The following is a 20,629-nucleotide window of genomic DNA, read 5'->3' on the forward strand; positions in this document are numbered from 1 at the left end:
CATTTAAAATGGTATAAATGAATGAATAATTATTAAAAATGTTGCCATGGGCTAATAATGAAAACTTGTCTAGTGATTCCTTGTTATAATGAAGAGTCACGCTTAAATATTGAAGAGATAAAGAAATTTGCTGATCTTGATAAGGATACGCATTTACTACTAGTAAATGACGGTAGTAAAGATAGAACTTTATCTATTTTAAAGAAGCTCTCATCTGATATTGAGAATATTGAATATCTTGATTTAGAAGTTAACGCTGGTAAAGCACAGGCCGTAAGGTTGGGGATGTTAAGCGCCCATAAGAAAGACATATTTTCTTATATAGGCTATTTTGATGCAGACCTTGCAACACCTTTTTCTGAGGTTGAGAATTTTAAGAGAATTATGTCTATTGAGAGCTATGATATCGTAATGGGTTCTAGAATTTTACGTCTTGGTGGCAATGTTGATCGTAAATGGTACAGACATCTACTCGGTAGACTCTTCGCAACTTTCGCAAGTATATCTCTAGGACTTCCCGTGTACGACACCCAGTGTGGAGCTAAGTTTTTTAAAGCGAATTTAGTTGAGGAACTTTTTTTAGAAAAATTTATTTCATATTGGATTTTCGATGTGGAACTTCTTTTTAGATATAAGAAGCTTGTGGAGAAAAGTAGTATTTATGAACTCCCTCTTGATAAATGGGTAGATGTTGCTGGAAGTAAGCTTAGTCCCTTAGATTTTTTAAAGGCCCCGATGGAGCTTCTTAAAATATATAAAAAGTATAAAGGTTAATAATGGATTTAAAAGAAGTTGATGAACTCTCTGTTCGTAGTGAAAGAAAGCATTGGTGGATAAAAACACGCTTTCTTTATATTGATAAGCTTTTCTCTTTTTGTAGGAAAGAAAAAGTTAAAGTGGCAGAGTATGGTTGTGGCACGGGACAAAACCTTTGGTATCTGAAAGAAAGAAGCTCACAAAGTAAGAAGGTTGATCTTGCAATTGGAATTGACCCTAATTTAGATAATCAATTTGAAGCTGAATGGATTGATGAGAAGTTTAAGCTATCTAATGACTTGAATACCTTTGCAAGTAATGAGGCTGATGTCGTTCTTGCAATGGATGTTCTTGAACATATCGATGATCAAGAAGAGGCCCTTAACCATTGGGTTTCTACATTAAATAAAGATGGGCAAATCCTTATAACTGTTCCGGCATTTAAAAGTCTTTGGTCTTATCATGATGAGTTCTTAGATCATAAAAGAAGATATACTAAAAAGGACTTAGAGATTGTAGCTAGAAAGTGTGGTTTAAGACCAGTCTATCTCAGTTATGCTTTTGGATTTTTATTTCCTGCAGTTTATATTATTCGTAAACTCTCTAAAGGATCTAAGGATAATCAAGATTTAAAACTACCAAACTTTATTCTTAATTCGCTATTATTCATTTTTGGAAAAGTAGAAAAGATGTTAGGAGGAAATCCATTTTTTGGTACTTCTGTAATAGGGATATTTGAAAAAAATGAGTAAGTTAAATTTTAGAAATATATTTTACATTTCAGTCGTCTTTCATATAGTTGCCGCCATATTTAGTTCTGGATTTCAACATTTTGATGAGCATTTTCAAATTTTTGAGTTTTTAAATTTTAAATTAGGTAATATACCAAGCTCAAACTTACCATGGGAGTTTAGAGAGCAGATTAGACCATGGTTTCAGGTTTTTATTTATTTCACCTTTTATAAATCATTTACATTTTTAGGAATCTCTTCACCTTTTACCATTGCTTTTTTATTTCGGTTATTAACATCCTTGTTTGGGCTCTTTGCTCTAACGAAATTGATTCCAATCATTAAACTTTGGTTTAAAGGAGAGAAGAATCAAACGATTGCTTGGGGTCTTCTAAATCTTTGTTGGTTTGTTCCATATATTCAGACCCGAACCAGTTCTGAAAGCTTTGGTATTAGTTTCTTCTTGTGGGGATTTTCACTTTTTACTCTTGCTTTAGAGAAAGATAAAGATCTTGTTAAGTCAGGTTTACTTGCAGGTCTTCTATTTGGGCTTAGTTACTTGTCAAGGTCTCAGATGGCCTTTATGGTCGCCTTTATTTGGTTCTTTGCTCTTTTTATTAAGAAGGCAAATTATCGATTACTCCTATCTAGCGCTGTGGCGATTATTGTCGCAATTTTAGCCGGCATAGCATTTGATTACTGGGGATATGGAAATTGGACGTTTTCGACATGGCATTACTTTCGTACTAACTTTCTTGAAGGTATCATGTCTAATGTTAAGCAATATCCTTGGTGGTGGTACTTCAGGCTTGCACTTAATAGGGGAATTGCACCAGTTAGTTTACCGCTAATCTTGGCAACAGTTTGGGGATGGTGGACGTATAGGAAGCATATTCTTACATGGGCAACCCTCCCTCTTTTTATTTTTCACTGTTATGTGGGTCATAAAGAATTGCGCTATATCTTTCCGATTATCATTATTTCTCCTTTATATTTAGCTTTATTTTTTCAAGTTTATGAAGCTAAATTAATTTCTTTAAATACGAAGAAATTATTTAGAGGCCTAATTAAGTTTATTATAGGTGTGAATTTTTTATTTCTCATAATCTCTTCATTTAAAGCAGCTAATCCATCTGTTAATTTCTATAAGTATATTTGGAGCAATGAAGAAATTAGAGAAATTCATGTTCATGGAGAGAACCCTTATACAATGCTAGGCCTTCCTTTAGAGTTTTATAAGAAAAGAGATTTGAAAATTATCAATATTGATAGCTTAGAGTTATATCTGAAAGAGCTAAATGAAACTCAGTACCTTTTCTTCAATAAAGGAAAATTTGTTAGCATTATGGAAGGAAATACTAAGTGTTCTCTTGAGTATTTAACTTATCCGAAGTGGATTTTAAAATTCAATATTGGGAATTGGATTTCTAGATCGAGAGTTTGGTCGGTTTATAAATGTTCAAATTAAGCTAAAAAGGGGCCCAATGGTTGGGCCCAAATATTTGTTTAATCCAATTCCATTTCTAAGAGAATATTTTGAATATGTGCTTTTGCACGCTCTGGGTTCGAGTCAATATTTACTAAGGCATCGATTAATAAGACCCTTAAGCGTTGTTCATCTAATTCACTTTGTACGGCCCTAGCTTCAAAAATAGGTTCTTGTGAAGCACACATTTCAGCAGTGCTATCACTACTCATATTCTTTGATCTTGCCATATGTATACAGGAAGCTGTTTCTGAGGAGGCATTGAAACAAGCCTCCGTCGTTGCATCAGAGCTCATATACTTCGCTCTCGCCATACTTATACATGAAGCAGAGCTACTAGTTGCGCTGGAGCAGACTTCAGCAGTCGCGTCACTGGACATATTCTTTGCTCGGGCCATGCTTATACAGCTTGCAGTGTGTTTATTTGCAAATTTACATACCTCTGAGGTTGCAGAGCTGGACATATTCTTAGAGCGGGCCATACTTATACAAGATGCTTTGTAGTTTGCCGCTTGAATACTTAAGCTCATCATAGTTAATAGTACAATTGATAGTGCTTTCATTTCTTTCTCCGTTTAGTATTTTTATAAATTGTAAGTGATTTTAGTTTAATTATTAGGACTGTTGTAAACGTTACATTGGCCGTCAATAAAATAGACACTGTAAAAACAAGCGGTTAGGTTTACAAAATCTCGCAAATGGCCTGATTTATGAGTTTATGAATATAAGAGTTAAAAAGATGTGCAATTGAAGTAATTTCCCTAAGTTATTTTCTTGGTTATTACGAGGTAGGGAAATGAAGTCCAGACCATTTGCAAGATGAGCTGTTTTATATGTTCAAAATTAACGTGTCACTGAAGACCTCTTGCTAGGTACATAAAACTTCATTTATGAACCTAACTGAACTAAAAGAGTCGGGAATTGTTCTTTATAAAATTTTAAAATGAAAAAAAGTTAACTGTGGGTTAGAATATTATAGATTTAATATTTCAAAGGATTTTTATGAGCGTTTCAAAATTTATGTCAAAGAATGTGATCTCACTCAATCAGGATCAAACAGTTGAAGAAGCTGCAAAAATAATGATTGAAAAGAATATTGGTGGTCTTCCTATTGTTGATAGTACAGGCAAGTTAGTGGGGATGATTACAGAGTCAGATTTTATTGGTCAAAAAGTAGATGTTCCGCACGCGCTTGTGTCTTTAACAAGACTTCTTGGACAAACTCATCACAAAGGCTCTGTTGAAGAAATCTTTGAGAAGGCCAAGTCTTCTAAGTTATCTGAAGTAATGAGTACTAACGTGGATACAATTTCAAGTTCTGCAGACCTCTCGGAAGCAAGTAGTATTATGCTTGCTCAGAATGTAAGTAGATTACCTGTATGTGATGATGGGAATTTAGTTGGAATAATTACTAAAAGAGATATTCTAAAATCATTTAGTAAATAAATATAAGCGCCCTTGTTAATGAGGGCGCATATTTAATCAATCCTTCTTTGTCGTTCTAGATCTTTTAATTTAGAGTATTTTAAAAGAGCAGATAGCGCATTTATAGAGCAAATTACGAATCCATATCTACCATCTAAAAAACCTCTTTTTAAGAGATAGTCTTTGAAAAATTTAAGAAGTGGTCTTGTAATAATTTTGAAATTACTAGAGCGAGTACCATTTTTAAAGGCAGCTTTTGCTGCAATGGTTGTAAACTTATTTGTTTGGTTTACATGATCAGTAATTGAGTCATAACTATAGTGCAAAATATTTCCATTTAGTTTTTGGATACTAGAGGATTCCATCATTTGAACTTTGTCATGAGGGTTAAGTCCGCTCCATACACCTTTTGTTTTATCAAAGAGACGAAGCTTTCTATCTGGATACCAGCCACAATGGTAAATCCATTGGTCTACGTAGTGAGTTAGTCGGTTGAAATAGTAGCCATCTTGATTGAAGGTACTTTTAACTTTTAAAATACTTTGTTCTAGTTCCTGATCAATTGCTTCATCAGCGTCTAAAGATAGAACGTGATTATACGCGGCCTTCTGAAGTGCGAAGTTTTTTTGCTCAATATGTCCTTCAAAAGGGTTTTGTATCCAGTTTACATTGTATCTTCTACAGATTTCTTCTGTTTTATCGGTTGAGTAAGAATCAACAACTATGATCTCGTCAGCAACTGATTGAACTGACTTTAGGCATCTTTCGATATTATGTTCTTCATTAAATGTGATAATTACTACTGAAAGCTTGATCATGGAGTTATTATATCTTCCTAATTTCTTTTTGTTAACACATTGTTGCAATTTAGTTATAATTATAGAATGTCATATAAAACAATATTAGTCGTTAAGAACCGTGCTATGGGTGATTCTGTAATGGGTCTTTCGACTTTACAATATATTAAAGAATTGTACCCAAGTGCTAAAATTATATATGCACTTCCTTTGTGGATAACAAGACTTTATAAAAATGTTGATATTGCTAGCGATGAAGTCATTAGTTGTGACTTGAAGAATGCTAAAGATTGGTTGGCACTTTTTAAGAAAATGCGAAAAATAAAGCCTGACGTTATCTTTGAGATGCAACAAGGTGGCAGAACAAAGAAATTTTTTGGAACATACTCAAAGATATTTGGTATTCCATATTTCTTTCATAATCATCATATTTCATCAGGTGGTAATATTCATGATCAAGGTGTAATTAAGGCAGTCATTCAAAGGGATTTAGATGGAGCCTTTTCAACACTATCTCATAAAGAGAGATATCCGAGTTACTTGCACTATACTCCGAAAGTGAGTTTTTCAAGAAAATACAAGAAAAGAGTTATATTAGGAGTCGTGGCAACACGACAAACTAAAATGTGGTCCTTAAGTAAGTATGTTGATTTATGTAAATTGATTAAGAGAGATTTTCCTTGTCTTAATATTGTGATTCCTCTTTCTAAATCTTCAGGAGATATGGAAATATCAAAGGAGCTCACTGCTTTAGGAATATCTTCGATTGCAAATCTTGAATATGTAGAACTTGAAAACCTATTTGAATATATTGGAAACTCTAAGCTCTATATTGGTAACGATACAGGTTTAAAGCATATAGCAATTGCTGCAGGCATAAAGAGTTATACATTCTTTGGGCCAGAGCCTCCTAATGAGTGGCATCCATATAATGAAAAAGATCATCCTTACTTTTATAAAGAAGGACTAGATTGCAGAACTGAACATGCACATTATTGTGGTCTGTCAGTATGTGAGAGTATGATTTGTTTGAATGAGTTTAGGCCGGAGGATATCTACCAAGTAATTAAAAAGGATCTAGATGACTAAACTAATTTCAGGAATAACTTTTATTAAAAATGGGCTTACTCTTGGTTACCCAATAAAAGAGAGTATTGAAAGTATTGATACTCTATGCGACGAAGTTATCATCAATGTCGGGTTCGACGATGAAGCCCTGACTCAGGATGATGGTACTTGGGACTACCTTAATAAGAACTTTAAAGGAGAGAAGTATATTTTTTTAAAGAGCTTTTGGGACCCTGAAAAGACATCGAAGGGTTTAATTCTTTCTGAGCAAACCAATATTGCACTTGAAAAAGCGAGTGGAAAATACTGTCAATATATACAAGGTGATGAGTGCCTTCATGAAGACGATATAGAATTAATAAAAGCAGAAGTTTTAAAAATGGAGCATGATAAGAGCTATAACGGACTTGTCTTTAATTATATTCATTTTTATGGAAATGTTAATGTTCATAAAGTAACTAAGAAAACATATAGGCGAGAACTTAGACTTATTAGAAACCACTTAGGAATTAAATCTTGGCTTGATGCTCAGGGGTTTCGAAATCAAGATGATTCGAAAGTTGTTTGTAAGCAAATTGATGCTAGAGTTTATCACTATGGATGGGCGAGGGCTGAGCAAGTAATGGCCAAGAAAACAGTTGCTTTTGACAAGCTCTACCACGGTGAAAAGAAAGAAGGGCAAGTATTCTCTTATGAAAGAGTTTGGGGGCTGAGACCATTTTTGAAAACTCATCCAAAGGTAATGAAGTCATGGATAGAGGAAAATAGAAATGATCTAGATATTCTCTCTCTTCCGTATAAACTGAATTTCAAAGACTTACGTCTTATTTTGAGTGATAAATTTGAATATATGACAGGCATAAGACTTGGAGAGTTCAAAAACTTTATCTTAAAGTAAGAAAAATATTCATTAAAATTAACACGATATAAATCTCTATGTATAAGTGCTTATGAAAAAAATAATTCTATTTGCTTTATTATCTATTTCTTCAGCTTATGCAATTGAGATCCAATGCTTTTCAAGAGCTGCGAATATTCACACGACAATTATTAAAGAAGATTCTACGCCAAGACTTTTCATCCTTTTTGATGATGGTGAAAACTTTCTAAACTACTTTCAACTCGACCCGTCTCTTATAAAGGTAACTGATACGTCTTTTTTCTATAATGATAATGAAATGAAAATTGAACTTTCATCAACTAAAAGTGGTTTGATTGAATCTATTTCGGAAAGTATTCTACTGGGGAATCAATATCAAACTTTAGAAGTTGGAAATTGCGACTTTTTAAATATTGATTTATAAGGTCAAAAAAGAAAAGCAGGTCTGGCTAGGACCTGCTTATCAAATAGGGAGAGAGATATTAAAAGCACTTTGCTTTCAATAGATACAATATATCAGCACTCTCAAAAATAATCTTGAAATTGTAACTTCTTCTAAAGCTGACTAAAGTTTAGTCAATTTAAGAAAATAGGTCTTCAAAGTCTGTTAAAGAAAGCTTTCCTGTAAATAAAGACTCATCATCATCAGGAAGTAGGTCTTTAAATAGTTGTTTTTTCATCTCTTGCAGCTGTAAAACCTTCTCTTCGACAGTATCTTTAATAATAGGTCTGTAAACAGTTAATGTATTTTGCTGTCCAATTCTATGGGCCCTGTCAATTGCTTGAGACTCAACAGCTGGATTCCACCAAGGATCCATTATAAATACATAACTTGCCGCTGTAAGGTTTAGACCTACACCACCGGCCTTAAGAGAGATTAGAAAGACATCGGTCTTTCCGGCCTGAAACTCGTCAACTTGCTGTTGTCTTTTCTTTATTGACTGACTTCCGTCAATTCTTGAGAGTCTCCAGTGTTTATCCCTTAGAGTATTTTGAATAAGATCGAGGTAGGTCGTAAACTGGCTAAAGACAATTGTCTGATGCCCCTCTTCAATGATCTGTTCAAGTTGTTCGACTAGAAATTCAACCTTTGTAGACATGATGGATTTGTAGTGCGGAGTTGCTCCAGGAGCTTGCCATAGACAGCTTTGTCTAAGTTGCAACAGACCTTTAAGTATCTCCCCGTACTTCTTTTTAGAAGGAGAGTTTTTAATTCTATTTTTGATATTGAGAAGATTTTGAACATATGTTTGTCTCTCCCCATCATCAAAGTTTAGATAAACATTATTTTCAATTTTCGCAGGAAGATCGGTTAGAACTTGATCTTTAGTTCTCCTAAGAACAAATGGTGCTGCTGTTTTTCTAGCAACAAGACGTGATTTCTTATTAGAGGTTGTTCGGATAAACTCTAAATCTCCCCAAATACCAGGCACACTTAGGTCTATTATATTATAAAATTCAGCAAGGTCATTTTCAACAGGTGTACCCGTTAAGCAAATCCTAAAATCAGCTTTTATTTTTCTTGCGGCATATGCACCTAGCGATCTTATATTCTTAAGATGTTGAACTTCATCAAGAACAAGGACGTCGAAGTGCATTTGAGAAAATTTCTCATCAATTTCTCTTTTCATGACACCATAGCTAGTTAGAATAACTTTTGCATCGTCATTTATATTTCTTTCGCCACCATGATAAATCTGAATATTAAGCTTAGAGAATTTTTCAATTTCTTTTTGCCAGTTTAGAAGGATAGAGACGGGACAAACCACTAGGACTCTATCTATTTGGTCATGAATACTTTGGATAAATGAAATTGTCTGAAGAGTTTTACCAAGACCCATATCATCGGCCAAGCATGCTCCAAGCTTATTTTCATATAGAAACTTAAGCCAGTTATAACCTGTCTTTTGGTAAGGTCTCAGCTCTGCGCTTAAGTCTACTGGTAGGTCATAATCAGGTACGCTCTCAAGTGTAGCTAACCTTTCACATAACTCTTCTTCTTCCTTTGTTAGCGCACCTTCAATACCTAGCTTTTTCAATTCAAAGAGCTCAAAAATTCGTGCTCTGTTAAAAGGAAGTAGAAACTTCTTGAATGGTATGTCTGTACTCTCTTCATTTTCGCTTGCTTGACCCTCAAATTTTGTATATTTACGCATAAAGCGCATTAGGTCTTTTTGTTCTTTATTTAAAAGAACAAGTCCTTTGTCTGTTAGAGCAAGACCCGTTTCAAGATCAGCTTGGCTGATAATTGCGAGATCTTCTTTAGAAATATATAGCTCTAAATCAAACCACTTTGTTGAAGAAGCACGCCTTTCGAAGCGAATTTTAGAGTTCCAATTTGCGAGCTCTTGCTTTTCGTAGAAAATATTCACACCATAAGGAGTGACTTTTTCATTAAAGGCATTTAATCCTTGAAAGATTGCCGATGTTGTCGCTTGAAAGTGTATTGACTTTGTCGCCGGGTTAAATTGAGAGTATCTAAAAAATAATTCACCGAAGTTCTTATATAGGCTTGAGATTAATAAAGAGAGAAACTCGTTATTATAATCACAAATTTCTTTTTCTTCGATATCATAAATATAAGTTTTTTCATTATTTAAAGTGTAATTAATTATATCGAGCCATTTTTCTTTTCTAGCGGCCGAATGAAGAGACTTCTTATAATCATAGATTTGATCTTCTAAGTGATCTGAAAATTGTCCGATAAAGTCGTAGGCATCCTTCTTCTTTTTGAAGTTAGAGAGTAATCCACCTTCAAAAGTAAATGAAGTTAGGAAGTCAGGTGCAGAAATCGCTTTTTCATTATCATCATGAAATACAACTTCAACATCAATAAGCCCTCTTCGCTCACCAGGAGTAAGAGTTACTCTGCAGTTAGCATTTATTTCTTTAACTTCCTCTAGAGGTGTTCCATCGAGATAGATTTCACACTTGTCTGATAACTCTTTGTGCATGGCCATTTTAATTAGGTCATTAATTTCAAGAGTATTACCACGTATTTTAATTTTTTGAATTAAGGTTTTTAAATCACTACTTAGATGGAAGGCCCTACCTAGGTTCCAATCAAATAGATAGAGATTTTCAAAGAGTGAAATTTCTTCACAAATACTTCCGTCATCTCTTTTGTGCTTAAACTTTAACTTAGGGACTGCTCTTTCATCATTAGGACTTAAGATACTTAATATAACCTTACCTTCAAAATTATCGGGTAATGGAAAATTAACAACTTTCTTATTATGTAGAAGATAATGTAGTGATGAATACGTAGCAGTTGCTGCAGCTCCTTGAAGTTGATGAGGGCCTTTAATAATTGTTCCGTATTCAATAACATTAACACCGTTTAATCCAAAATTTGGAATTGGTGGTGATGACTCATCTCTAGGGGCTTCGCCTTCTAACTGAAGGTGATAACCTAGAAAAAGTGCGCAAGTATGTGCGCAATTGCGTTTCGCTTCCCAGTCGTGGCAGTCACAATTAGAACTATAAGGACCTTCTTCGGTATCCTCTAGTCGCTTTTTATAAACTACTTTACATTCGTGAGATCTATCCTGACGAACAATGCCTGAAACAATGTAGTAGGTTTCCGGGCTTCCTTTAGTGAAAGATAAATTAACACATGAGAGGCTTAGAAATTTCTTGGCCTGATTAATTTCACTCTCATTAAAAAACCTGCGAGCAAGCTTTTCTAGGTGAGCTGGAAGAATAAATATGTCATTAAGCATTATATAAGTTCCTAATTTTTAAAGCCTCTATTGTATCTTGATTTCTTCTAAAAATATATATAGGCAGAGCTAAGATTTTTTATAATTTTAAATAGTTACTTGATCATTAAGGTCTCTTGCTCGAAAATCTTGCACCTTGTGAGGCATTTATCTGTTTTTATTACGTGATTATAGAGGTTTACGAAAATAAAATTGTTCATTTCTCAAATTAATCCTATAATAATATTATTGAGCACTAGAAGGATGTGGAAATATTATGCAAAAAATCTTATTTGTGGATGACACAATTGATAACTTAGAGAGATTTAAACAGGTTTTGGGTACTCACTTTGATTTTACTCTAGCAAGTAATGCTGAAACGGCACTTGAATATGCAAAGTCCGATCAGTTTGATCTTTTCTTGATTGATATTTTAATGCCTGTCAAAAATGGTCTTCAACTCCATGATGAGATTGTTAGTGCAGATTGGTACGCAGGAACTCCAATCGTTTTAAAATCTATGAGTCGTAATGAAGAAATGAAATTAGAGGCCCTGAGCTTAACTAAGACGGACTTTATTGGGTTTGGAATGAGCTTCGATGAGATTCGAGTGAGACTAAGCAATCAAATTTTTAGACATAAGAGAGAGAAGAAAATTATTTTAGGTCACTCTTTTGTTTTAGACGTTGATAATGTTAGAGCTGAGTACAATGGAGACTGCTTGGGACTCACAAAGCATGAGTTCATTATTCTAAAAACGCTTAGTTCTAAGAAGTTAGTTCCTAAGTATGATTTGATAGATTTGATTTGGGGAAATAAGAATATTCAAGACGATAATAATATTAATACTCATATAGCGAACCTTAGGAAGAAGATTGAAGTAACACCTTTCAAGGTCGTAAATATTAGAGGTAAGGGTTATTACCTAGATTCAATTGTTAAATGTTAAAATAAAAAAGGACGACTTAAAGTCGTCCTTTTTTTTCACTTTGCTTTAACAGCGCCCTTTAAAGGTGAAAGTGAATACCTTCATTGCTAAATCCTTAGCACATCTTTATTATAAACAAAATTTAAGTAAACAAGAGTTAAGTTATAGTTAATAAAAGTTAAGTTTTGGAATAAGTAATTCCATAGAGAGACTTAATTAGGTGGAATAAAAAAGGGCCCTTAATAAGGCCCTTTAGACAATCTTTAAATTTTGTTAAAGCTTATTCTTTATCTATGTAACTCTTTAGCATTTTCGCTCTTGAAGGGTGACGAAGCTTTCTCAAGGCCTTCGCTTCAATCTGACGAATACGCTCTCTAGTTACAAAGAAATCTTGACCAACTTCTTCAAGTGTATGGTCTGATTTCTCTCCAATACCAAAACGCATTCTTAAAACTTTTTCTTCTCTAGGAGTTAAAGTTGAAAGTACTGAACGAGTTTGCTCTGAAAGAGTAACACTCATAACTGCGTCGGCAGGTGAAATAATCTTTTTATCTTCGATAAAGTCACCAAGTGAGCTATCTTCTTCTTCACCAATTGGAGTTTCAAGAGAGATAGGCTCTTTAGAGATCTTTTGAACTTTTTTCACTTTATCAACTGGAAGTTCCATTTTCTCTGCAATCTCTTCTGGAGTAGGTTCTCTACCTAGCTCTTGAATTAACTGACGAGAAGTTCGAACCATCTTGTTGATAGTTTCTATCATGTGAACTGGGATACGAATTGTTCTTGCTTGGTCAGCAATTGCTCTTGTTATGGCCTGACGAATCCACCAAGTCGCATAAGTAGAAAATTTATAACCACGACGATACTCAAATTTGTCCACAGCTTTCATTAAGCCGATATTACCTTCCTGGATTAAGTCTAGGAATTGTAATCCTCTGTTAGTATATTTCTTAGCAATAGAAACAACTAGTCTAAGGTTAGCTTCAACAAGTTGAGATTTCGCAACGTCGGCCTTTTGTTCACCTTTTAAGATAATATTATAAACATCATTGATGTCTTCAAAATCCATTCCAGCATCTAGGCTTAAACGACGAAGCTTTCTAATAACATCTTCTTGGTTTCTGATAAGTTGTTCAATTTTTGCATCAGTTGTATAAAGGTCTTTTGCAAGTCTTCTCTTAAATGCATCATCTTCTAAAACTTTTTCATAAAGAACTTTATAGTCTTCATAATCAGGAACTTCTAAAAATTTGAAAATTCTTTCTTGTTGTTCATATAGTTCTTTGAACTGAAGGAAGTATTTCTTAACCGGTTCAACAAAACTATTAATGATTTTTCTGTTGAATGTAAGGTCTGCTAAACGAAGAGCAATTTCATCCATCACTTTCTTTTCAGCTTCAGTATACTTCTTTAAAGTACCATCTTCATTTTCAACATTACCTAGTTGAGACTCTAAATCATCGCATACTGCATAGATTTGTTGTTTAACTTTCTCTATGTCTTTGTTGGAAGATTCATCGTCAAGACCACGAACAAGTTCCTTCACAAATTCACTTTGATTTTCTTGTGTTTCAACTTTTTCTTTTAGTCTGATAATTTCTTTAATAGCATGAGTAGACTTTACGGCAGAGAGAATAATTTCTCTTTCACCTTCTTCAATTTCTTTGGCAATTACAACTTCACCTTCACGTGTAAGTAGAGCGACAGAACCCATTCTCTTAAGATATAACTTAACAGGATCTGTTGAAGCAGACTTCAATTCAGCCTTCTCTTCTTTTGAAAGAGTCTCTTCGATAATTTCTGTACCGTCTAAGCGGATACCATCGTCTTCCTCTTCAGATACTTCGTTTTGAATATCAATACGCGCTTCTTGGATCTTAAGCATAATTTCGTCTATGGCCTCTGGCTCTACGATGCTTGTTGGAATGGCGTCATTGATTTCTTCAGGAGTTAGATACTGTTGATCTTTTCCTTTAATAAGTAGCTTTGAGAAATCTTTTGAATTTATAAATACGGAAACAATAGACATTGATTTTCCCCCGGGGTTATTTATGTCTTAGATCTTTTACTTTTTTTAAATCCTGTTGTGCTTTAGAAAATAAATTCATCAACTCAACAGATTCTTCTTTTGTTGCACATGCTTTTATTCTCATTTTATATTCTTCAATGAGTAGCTTAAGCTTTTGCTCTTGTAGTTTCTTATTGATATCAAAAACAATTTGAGAAACTTTATTTTCGTCTAGAGCTACTGGCCTATAATTCTTCAGTGCTGAAGAAATTGTATCTTTAAGCTGGGTTGAAAATGAGCCATTTTCACTAAGGCTAGATACAATTGATACAAATTCATTTTCATCAATTTCGTAAAAAATTTCTTTAAGCTTTGTAATGTATTTTTTTACCTCATTTGATGACACAAAATCAAGTAATTCCCCGATTTTATCGCTAGTTAAGCACTCCGGATGCTTGATGATTTCAGACAATAAAGTGGTCTCAATCTTGCTTAAAGCACTAGCGCTAAGAAGTTCCTCTTCTTGATATTGGAGATAGCTCTCATCCATTTCATATTCATCAACGTGATACATCTCAGTCATAAGGCCTGGATCATCGATTTCCTTTGGGGAGTTTGGAAAAGATTGAGGTTCATTTTTTAGGAACTGTTTGTAATTATTGATTATTTGATCCGGCTGCGAACTTAGTCCGATTCTCTTTGCGAGTTGTGCGGCGCGCTCTGTTGCTTCAAGTGATTCTCCCATGGGAGCTAGAATAGCAAAGCAGTGATTAAGTAGCGCAAGTTGAGCATCGAGAACTTCAGGTAGAGTGCTTGGAAATATTTTATCGATCTGAGCGTCTATAAAACTCTTCGCACCTTCAATCCTCTTTTGAAGCTCTATGGATCCTTCAGCTTGAAGAAAGTCGTCAGGGTCTTTATGAGGGTTGAGGTCTACAAACTTAGGAGTTATTCCAGCTTCAACACATTGTTTATGAATTCTTTCACTCGCATTCCAACCGGCCTGGTCATTATCAAGGCACAGGTAGAAGTTAGTCGTCATGGACTTTAAATTTCTTAAACTCGTCTCTCCAAGGGCAACTCCTTGGACGGCCACTGAATTTGTAAATCCTTTATTGAATAAAGCTATTTGATCCATATTTCCTTCTACTAAGATGACAGCATCCTTGCTTCTGATGCTACTCTTTGCAAGGTGGAGTCCATAGAGGATATGTTTCTTATTAAAGATAAAAGATTCTCGTGAATTCATGTACTTAGCTTTCTGATAATCAAATACAGCTCTACTTGTATAGCCAACAACTTGGCCAAACTGATCCCAGATTGGAAAGATAATTCGGTCTCTGAAAGTGTCATAGTGGGACTTATTGTCGTTCTTGTCGACCTTAATAAGGCCTAGCTCTTTTGCAATATCTAAGGCAAATGATCTCTCTTTTTCATTTGGAATAGAGCTGAGATAGCTGGTGAGCTTACTGTCTTTAGGAGCGTAGCCTAGGGAGTAGGTTTTCGCGATATCATTTGAGAGGCCCCTCTTTTTAATGAATTCTTCATACTTCTCGTAAGCCTTAGTTTCCGCAAGCTTTCTATAGAGCTGAGAGCTTTTGGTTAAAATCTTTTCGGCCATGAGTAATTTTGGGGGCTTTTCTTTTTTTTGATAGTAGTCATCAAAGTTTATTCCTTGATGATCACATATCTCTTTGAGCGCTTCGACAAAATCGAGATTCTTGTAGTTAACGACAAAGTCTATTGCATTTCCACCCGCGCCACAAGCAAAACACTTATAGAAGCGTTTTTCGTTGGTAACGTGCATAGATGGTTTGTGGTCGTCGTGAAAGGGGCAAACTGCTAGAGAAGTAGTGCCTTTTCTAGTTATAGGAATGTAATGGCCAACAACTGAGGTTAGGGCAATTTCATTAATAATTTTTTCTTTTAGGTCCTTAAGGGACATTAAATACTAATCCTTCTTCTTCGATACAAGCTCAAAGGCCTTTATCTTAATTCCTTTGTCTAAGAAGATTTTTTCAAACTTAGTTTTGAAGTCACATAGAAAGTGCTCAGGATATTCTTCTCTCAAGTTTTTAGTGGACATGACTAGCTCGAATTGATCGTCACCTTCCATAACTTCTTCCATCCATTGTGCATATCCATCATGATCTGTCTTAATAAAGATTCTACCACCTGGCCTTAAGACTTTATAGGCTTGATCTAGAAATGGAGCTTGGAATAGTCTCTTTTTCATATGACGTGTTTTTGGCCATGGGTCCGGGAAGAAGTAGAAAATTCTATCTAATTCATTTTCTCCGAAAAGAAAGTGGATTCTCTCTCCTTTGGCCCTTAAATATTTGAAAGTCTTAGTAGGGTGATCGGCTAGTTTTCTAGCAAGTGAGAAACTTCTTTTAAATCTATAATCTAGACCGATGAAATTTACTTCAGGATTTTTCTCACAGTAGTCCATCATGAAATGCCCATATCCAGAACCAATTTCTAAACATAGAGGAGCTTCTCTTTTGAAAACTTCCTGATTCCACTTGCCTTTTAATTGCTCAGCTTCATGATCTCTAAAAACGAAATCTTTAAATTCTTCAAGCTTATCGTGGTATGGATTAGTAGACGTATATTTAAATTCATCACTATAAGTGAGATCAGTCATAAGTTCCTCTGCATCTTTAATTTTGCTAGTAGTTATCATGCATTAGGTCGGCTATCAATATGAAATCACTTAAGAAGGTGATGATCGTAAAAAATTACATAGAGGTCTTTTATTAAGTGTCTAATTATATTGAAAGTAGGGTAGTGAAGAGAACTTCTCTACCCTTAAGCTGATTCTATTGTTGAAAGCTATTACTTGAATTTGAGCTTTCTGAAGACCCATCATCTATAATACTCTTTGACCCTCTTTTTGAGTTATTTATCTTTTCGCTCTTTATGGCGGGAGTAAGCTCTAAGAGTGCAGTTTGTACTTCAAAGAAGTCTTCAATCATTGTGTCGAGTTGATCGTTTCTTCCGGCAAATTCTCCATAGTATCCATCGAGCTCTTCAGTAAGTGTCATACTAGTACATTTCTTATAAATATCTTCTTTATATGACTCATTCAAACACGCGTAGACTAGACTTGACATAACTTCCATTTCATCTTGATTTGGCTTTAATGAGTCAAGAGTGAGTACTGAAATGAAGTTAGTATCTAGGGTAGAACTATCTACTTTAGCGCTTAATTTAGTAAGGCCGTTGTATCTTTGCTCGATTTCGTAATCTGGGTAATATCCATCAAGACTTTTCTTATATGAAAAGAGGATATTCTCTCTGGTCGCTTCAGCAGCAAAAAGTGAGTTTATTGATAGTAAGGATATTAAAATGATTACGTACTTCATAAGATTCTCCCAAAATGTGTATACCCTTTTATAGCAAAATTTAAGCCAATTAGCACACGTATTTTCAATATATTAGATAAGCTAAAAGTGTTTAATTATTGGAAATGACTAGAAATTTTACACAATTGTCGCGATGCGTCTCTATCTGTGCTAACTATTAAATAAATAATGAGGAGCTAAAATGAATTCTACAATTAAGTACAGCGCTATAGCGCTCTGTCTATTTTCTACGACTCAAACCTTTGCTGTATCGAAGAGTAATTTCTGTTCTGTAAGGGCCACTTCTACATCAATCAAAAAAAATGTTTTTAATAGTGAGCAGTTTCTAACTTTTAGAAATCAGGGAGGCTTAATTAATGGAGGCGTCTGCTGGTGGCATAGTAGGTTTCAAAGAAATGCAATGTTACTTGTAAGATTTAGGGAAAACCTAGATTTTCCAACTCTAGAGCAAGCAAAGGATATTATTAAAAAGATTAGGAAAGGAAAGAGTGTTGTTGAGTTGCCAGGATTTAGCTCAATTAGTGAGTTCTCTTATCAGTTTAGGGATGAAATCCAAGAAGAATTAGAGAAGTGGCAAATTGCAGATGGTTTTCTTCGTCAGCAGTGGATTGTTGGGCTTGCTGGAACAAGTAACACGACTGAGAAAAAATTGAAAAAGAAAATGGATGAGCTCTATCAGTATGTAAAAGTTGAAGGAAATATTGCTTATCAAAAACTGCAGATTAAAGGAGTTGACGCTCACGCTTGGCTAGTTTCTGATATAGCCAAGACTGAAAATGGATACGATTTAAAAGTACTAGATTCCAATTATCAAAGGACTCAGGTTTATAAATATGTTGAAGGAATGACTTCATTTTACCATTCTTACTATGGAAATTTTGTTCCATATACAGAAAGAAAAAGAGAATATAGAAAAGTTCTTAAGACTGTAAAAAAATATTGTAAGCAGTAATTTTATAAGAAGGTTATAGGAGAAAATTTCTCTTATAACCTTAATTATTAATGAATTTCGAGCTCTTTTGCGACTTTAATTGTTCCAACATCAGAATCAGTATAGGCATTGAAAGGATCATTTTCTAAATCCTCTTTACTCATTTTCTTTATCCAAATAACATGTCCAGTTTTGGTACTCCAAGAAACAAAGTCGTCTTTAGAAGTGTCAGGATCTCTATTTAAATTAAAATATTTCTTTGCTGTTGCAATTGCCTGTTCAAATGCATCTATTCCCGGCCTATATTCAAATGACATATGTTGTACAAATGAGTTTCCTTCTTCATCTTGAAATATCTGTGCATGAAAATATCTAGTTCCTGGAAGAGTATTTTGGGTTCTAATAATAGTCATTTTCCCAGTATGCTCATTACTATCGTTAGCGATGGTAAGGTTTAGTCCTTTGGAGGTGAGATTATCTTTGAGTTCTTCAATATCAATATTATCGTTTGCAAGTAGTGATAGTGTTTCACTCATTTGAATCAAAGACTTTCCACTTTTGTCTTCAGGAATAGGAACAACTTTTATGAGTTTCTTAGGTTCTTTTTTAGTGTTGTCTGGACCTGGTGAGAGATGACTATGGGAGGAGTGATCATGAGTAGGCTGTGAAGGAGACTGAGCACTTTCTTTGTGCTCAATCGTTTGGTCTGAGGTCTCTAGCTTAGGGGATTTCAAGTTATGATAGTAAAAATAAAATCCTGCACTGATAATAACTATTAGACCTAGAGTTTTTTTCATTAAAATTTACCAATTTCCCATTTCTTTAAATAATTTGTTGGGTCCATAAGGTCACTTCTTCTTTTGTATTTATTTCCAGAAGTCGACAACGGACCAGAACCTGTTCCTTTGAATAATTCAAAGTGTAGCATTGGACGACAGCAATTTGAATTAACTTTTCCCATATATCCTATTTGTTGTCCCATTTTAACTTTACTTCCATTGTTTATTCCGTCTATCTTCTTTCCTGAAAGCTCACCATATCTGACAATAAAACCACCAGAGTGAACAACTTCGATAGCGTAAGTTCCTTGATAGAAGTAGTAATGATTTCTCACGACTTTTCCAGGTGCGACTGAAAGAATTGGCTCGTTTATATATCTATAAAGATCACAAGCAGCGTGACTTCTCGTTCCCCCGCCTCTTCTTGCGTTAAACATTCTCATTCCACTAGTATAGCTGTGAGTAGTCGCTTTAACCGTAGGAAACTCACAGCATTTCTCATCGTCAATACCACTTATTTCTACGTCCTTTACTTGGTTAATAGTGCTAGTATCTCTTAAATATTTACATTTTGACTTCTGCTTTACATAGTCAGATGCAACCCATCCTACCCTTTGGTCTTTTTCCTCTCTTGCTGGAAATTCGACCTTTACAAACTCATATGTCGTACCTTCTAAAGTAAGCTCTTTCACTTCGTTATCAAAGCTTTGAAACTTCTTTACGACTTCGCCTGTTGTGGCCTTAAAGAGAACCTTGTCTAAAGAATCATCTCTCACATTTAAGGTAGAGCTCGGAATACAAACAACTTCTTCGAAAAAGCCCTCTGCTGTCGTTACAGATTCATTTTCGAGTTCTTTTTCTACCTCTTTTTGCGCTTTAATAATTTTCATATTCTTCTTAAAATTCTTCTCTATCTTTGCTTCGAATATTCCATTATCTTCAATTATGTCGAATTCTGTCTTTGATATAAGACCGTCTAGGTCATAAGCGGCTTCAAATGTTTCATAGTTTGATTGAAGTGAGCTTAATTTGTAAGACTTGATTGATGAAAAAATACTGGACTCATCTTCGTAGACACCCACAAAGGCGCTCGGAGATGTACTTGTAGCTAGATCATTATACACCCTAAAAAGTGAGTAATTTCTTCCGCTTCTTTCTCCGTCGCAGTTCATCTTATAGTAGCTTCCACTTGATTCTGCGAGCCAAAAAGACGAATCCTTTTCGCTAAGTTCATTGATATTTGTTTGAGAAAGGTTCTTGTGGTCAACTTCAAGAATATAGTCTTCGACAGAGTGTATAGAGTCTTTAAATAGATAGCCTGAGTCACTTCTTTTAGTGTACCAACGATTTACTTTTTCTTGAGTATTCGTATTAATACCTACAACTTCAATGAATTCGTAGTTACGTCTTTGTTTATTTTGTTTTAACTTTAAGATAGAGCCATTTACTAAGTGAGATTGTTTAACACCATTGTAGTTTCTTAGATTCTCTGTGCCTTGCTGCTTCCATCCCGTGAAGCCACTAATTCTAAAAGGAATCGTGGTTGAAGGAATTATCTTACAAGAGCTGGCCTTGATAAGACCTTCTTGATTATCCCAAAGGAATACAGGAGTATCATCTGCCAGAACAGGGGAGATAATTGAATTCATGGCCAATAATGTAAGTAGTGTTTTTTTCATAAAAAATTCTCAAAAGTTAATAAAGTTTGCTTAATTCTATAAGAAATACTGTTCAAGTCCGTGCTCTTTGAAAAGTCTATAGAAGGTGTCAA

Annotated in this window: 18 protein-coding genes and 1 pseudogene; 9 read left to right on the forward strand and 10 right to left on the reverse strand. The window is 34.6% G+C overall.

Going from position 1 to position 20,629, the window contains the following annotated elements:
• The first annotated feature begins 57 nt into the window (after positions 1-57).
• From DPQ89_RS15155 to DPQ89_RS15165, 3 genes are read left to right on the forward strand one after another with little or no spacing between them, the layout of a single operon-like run.
• Positions 58-774 (forward strand): dolichyl-phosphate beta-glucosyltransferase, encoded by a 717-nt coding sequence (locus DPQ89_RS15155; RefSeq protein WP_127717880.1) that lies wholly within the window; start codon positions 58-60, stop codon positions 772-774.
• 2 nt (positions 775-776) lie between these two features.
• Entirely contained in the window at positions 777-1,508 is a 732-nt protein-coding gene (locus DPQ89_RS15160; protein WP_127717881.1) for a bifunctional 2-polyprenyl-6-hydroxyphenol methylase/3-demethylubiquinol 3-O-methyltransferase UbiG, read from the forward strand.
• Positions 1,501-2,955, forward strand: a complete 1,455-nt coding sequence (locus DPQ89_RS15165; RefSeq protein WP_127717882.1) for a hypothetical protein — start codon at positions 1,501-1,503, stop codon at positions 2,953-2,955. The genes DPQ89_RS15160 and DPQ89_RS15165 overlap by 8 nt, the downstream gene beginning before the upstream one ends.
• A gap of 38 nt (positions 2,956-2,993) precedes the next feature.
• On the opposite strand, the gene DPQ89_RS15170 is transcribed toward DPQ89_RS15165, so the two are convergent.
• Positions 2,994-3,536: a hypothetical protein gene (locus DPQ89_RS15170; protein ID WP_127717883.1), complete on the reverse strand. Its 543-nt coding sequence runs from the start codon at positions 3,534-3,536 to the stop codon at positions 2,994-2,996.
• 439 nt (positions 3,537-3,975) lie between these two features.
• Here DPQ89_RS15170 and DPQ89_RS15175 point away from each other — a divergent pair, with 439 nt between their 5' ends.
• Positions 3,976-4,419, forward strand: a complete 444-nt coding sequence (locus DPQ89_RS15175; protein WP_127717884.1) for a CBS domain-containing protein — start codon at positions 3,976-3,978, stop codon at positions 4,417-4,419.
• 32 nt (positions 4,420-4,451) lie between these two features.
• Here the strand turns inward: DPQ89_RS15175 and DPQ89_RS15180 are convergent, their stop codons facing one another.
• Entirely contained in the window at positions 4,452-5,216 is a 765-nt protein-coding gene (locus DPQ89_RS15180) for a glycosyltransferase family 2 protein (protein WP_127717885.1), read from the reverse strand.
• 66 nt (positions 5,217-5,282) lie between these two features.
• On the opposite strand from DPQ89_RS15180, the gene DPQ89_RS15185 reads away from it, so the two are divergent.
• From DPQ89_RS15185 to DPQ89_RS15195, 3 genes are read left to right on the forward strand one after another with little or no spacing between them, the layout of a single operon-like run.
• A complete protein-coding gene (locus DPQ89_RS15185) occupies positions 5,283-6,284 on the forward strand; it encodes a glycosyltransferase family 9 protein (RefSeq protein ID WP_127717886.1) in 1,002 nt (333 codons plus the stop codon).
• Entirely contained in the window at positions 6,277-7,161 is an 885-nt protein-coding gene (locus DPQ89_RS15190) for a hypothetical protein (protein ID WP_127717887.1), read from the forward strand. Before DPQ89_RS15185 ends, DPQ89_RS15190 begins: the two co-directional genes overlap by 8 nt.
• 52 nt (positions 7,162-7,213) lie before the next feature.
• A complete protein-coding gene (locus DPQ89_RS15195) occupies positions 7,214-7,567 on the forward strand; it encodes a hypothetical protein (RefSeq protein WP_127717888.1) in 354 nt (117 codons plus the stop codon).
• 157 nt (positions 7,568-7,724) lie between these two features.
• On the opposite strand, the gene DPQ89_RS15200 is transcribed toward DPQ89_RS15195, so the two are convergent.
• Positions 7,725-10,865, reverse strand: coding sequence for a DEAD/DEAH box helicase (locus DPQ89_RS15200; protein WP_127717889.1), 3,141 nt, complete (start codon positions 10,863-10,865; stop codon positions 7,725-7,727).
• Between the two features lie 256 nt (positions 10,866-11,121).
• Between DPQ89_RS15200 and DPQ89_RS15205 the strand changes: the two genes are divergently transcribed.
• Positions 11,122-11,793 (forward strand): response regulator transcription factor, encoded by a 672-nt coding sequence (locus DPQ89_RS15205; protein WP_127717890.1) that lies wholly within the window; start codon positions 11,122-11,124, stop codon positions 11,791-11,793.
• A gap of 259 nt (positions 11,794-12,052) precedes the next feature.
• On the opposite strand, the gene rpoD is transcribed toward DPQ89_RS15205, so the two are convergent.
• The 5 genes and pseudogenes from rpoD to DPQ89_RS15225 all read right to left on the reverse strand — a co-directional run bounded on the left by rpoD (position 12,053) and on the right by DPQ89_RS15225 (position 17,148).
• Positions 12,053-13,486: an RNA polymerase sigma factor RpoD gene (gene rpoD, locus DPQ89_RS15210; protein ID WP_241558875.1), complete on the reverse strand. Its 1,434-nt coding sequence runs from the start codon at positions 13,484-13,486 to the stop codon at positions 12,053-12,055.
• A pseudogene (locus tag DPQ89_RS18840) lies at positions 13,460-13,801 on the reverse strand (RNA polymerase sigma factor region1.1 domain-containing protein); the annotation flags it as partial. The pseudogene DPQ89_RS18840 and the gene rpoD, both read right to left, overlap by 27 nt.
• Positions 13,802-13,817: 16 nt before the next feature.
• Positions 13,818-15,725: a DNA primase gene (gene dnaG / locus DPQ89_RS15215; protein ID WP_127717892.1), complete on the reverse strand. Its 1,908-nt coding sequence runs from the start codon at positions 15,723-15,725 to the stop codon at positions 13,818-13,820.
• Between the two features lie 6 nt (positions 15,726-15,731).
• A complete protein-coding gene (gene trmB, locus DPQ89_RS15220) occupies positions 15,732-16,466 on the reverse strand; it encodes a tRNA (guanosine(46)-N7)-methyltransferase TrmB (RefSeq protein ID WP_127717893.1) in 735 nt (244 codons plus the stop codon).
• Positions 16,467-16,602: 136 nt separating this feature from the next.
• The gene (locus tag DPQ89_RS15225; RefSeq protein WP_127717894.1) at positions 16,603-17,148 is read right to left on the reverse strand and encodes a hypothetical protein; all 546 of its coding nucleotides are present in this window, start codon (positions 17,146-17,148) and stop codon (positions 16,603-16,605) included.
• A gap of 181 nt (positions 17,149-17,329) precedes the next feature.
• On the opposite strand from DPQ89_RS15225, the gene DPQ89_RS15230 reads away from it, so the two are divergent.
• A complete protein-coding gene (locus DPQ89_RS15230; RefSeq protein WP_127717895.1) occupies positions 17,330-18,100 on the forward strand; it encodes a hypothetical protein in 771 nt (256 codons plus the stop codon).
• Positions 18,101-18,147: 47 nt separating this feature from the next.
• Here DPQ89_RS15230 and DPQ89_RS15235 read toward each other — a convergent pair whose 3' ends face one another.
• Both DPQ89_RS15235 and DPQ89_RS15240 read right to left on the reverse strand, forming a co-directional pair.
• A complete protein-coding gene (locus DPQ89_RS15235; RefSeq protein ID WP_127717896.1) occupies positions 18,148-18,876 on the reverse strand; it encodes a hypothetical protein in 729 nt (242 codons plus the stop codon).
• Positions 18,876-20,537: a M23 family metallopeptidase gene (locus DPQ89_RS15240; RefSeq protein WP_127717897.1), complete on the reverse strand. Its 1,662-nt coding sequence runs from the start codon at positions 20,535-20,537 to the stop codon at positions 18,876-18,878. Before DPQ89_RS15240 ends, DPQ89_RS15235 begins: the two co-directional genes overlap by 1 nt.
• Between the last annotated feature and the right edge of the window lie 92 nt (positions 20,538-20,629).

The organism is Halobacteriovorax sp. HLS (assembly GCF_004006665.1).
Taxonomy (GTDB): domain Bacteria; phylum Bdellovibrionota; class Bacteriovoracia; order Bacteriovoracales; family Bacteriovoracaceae; genus Halobacteriovorax.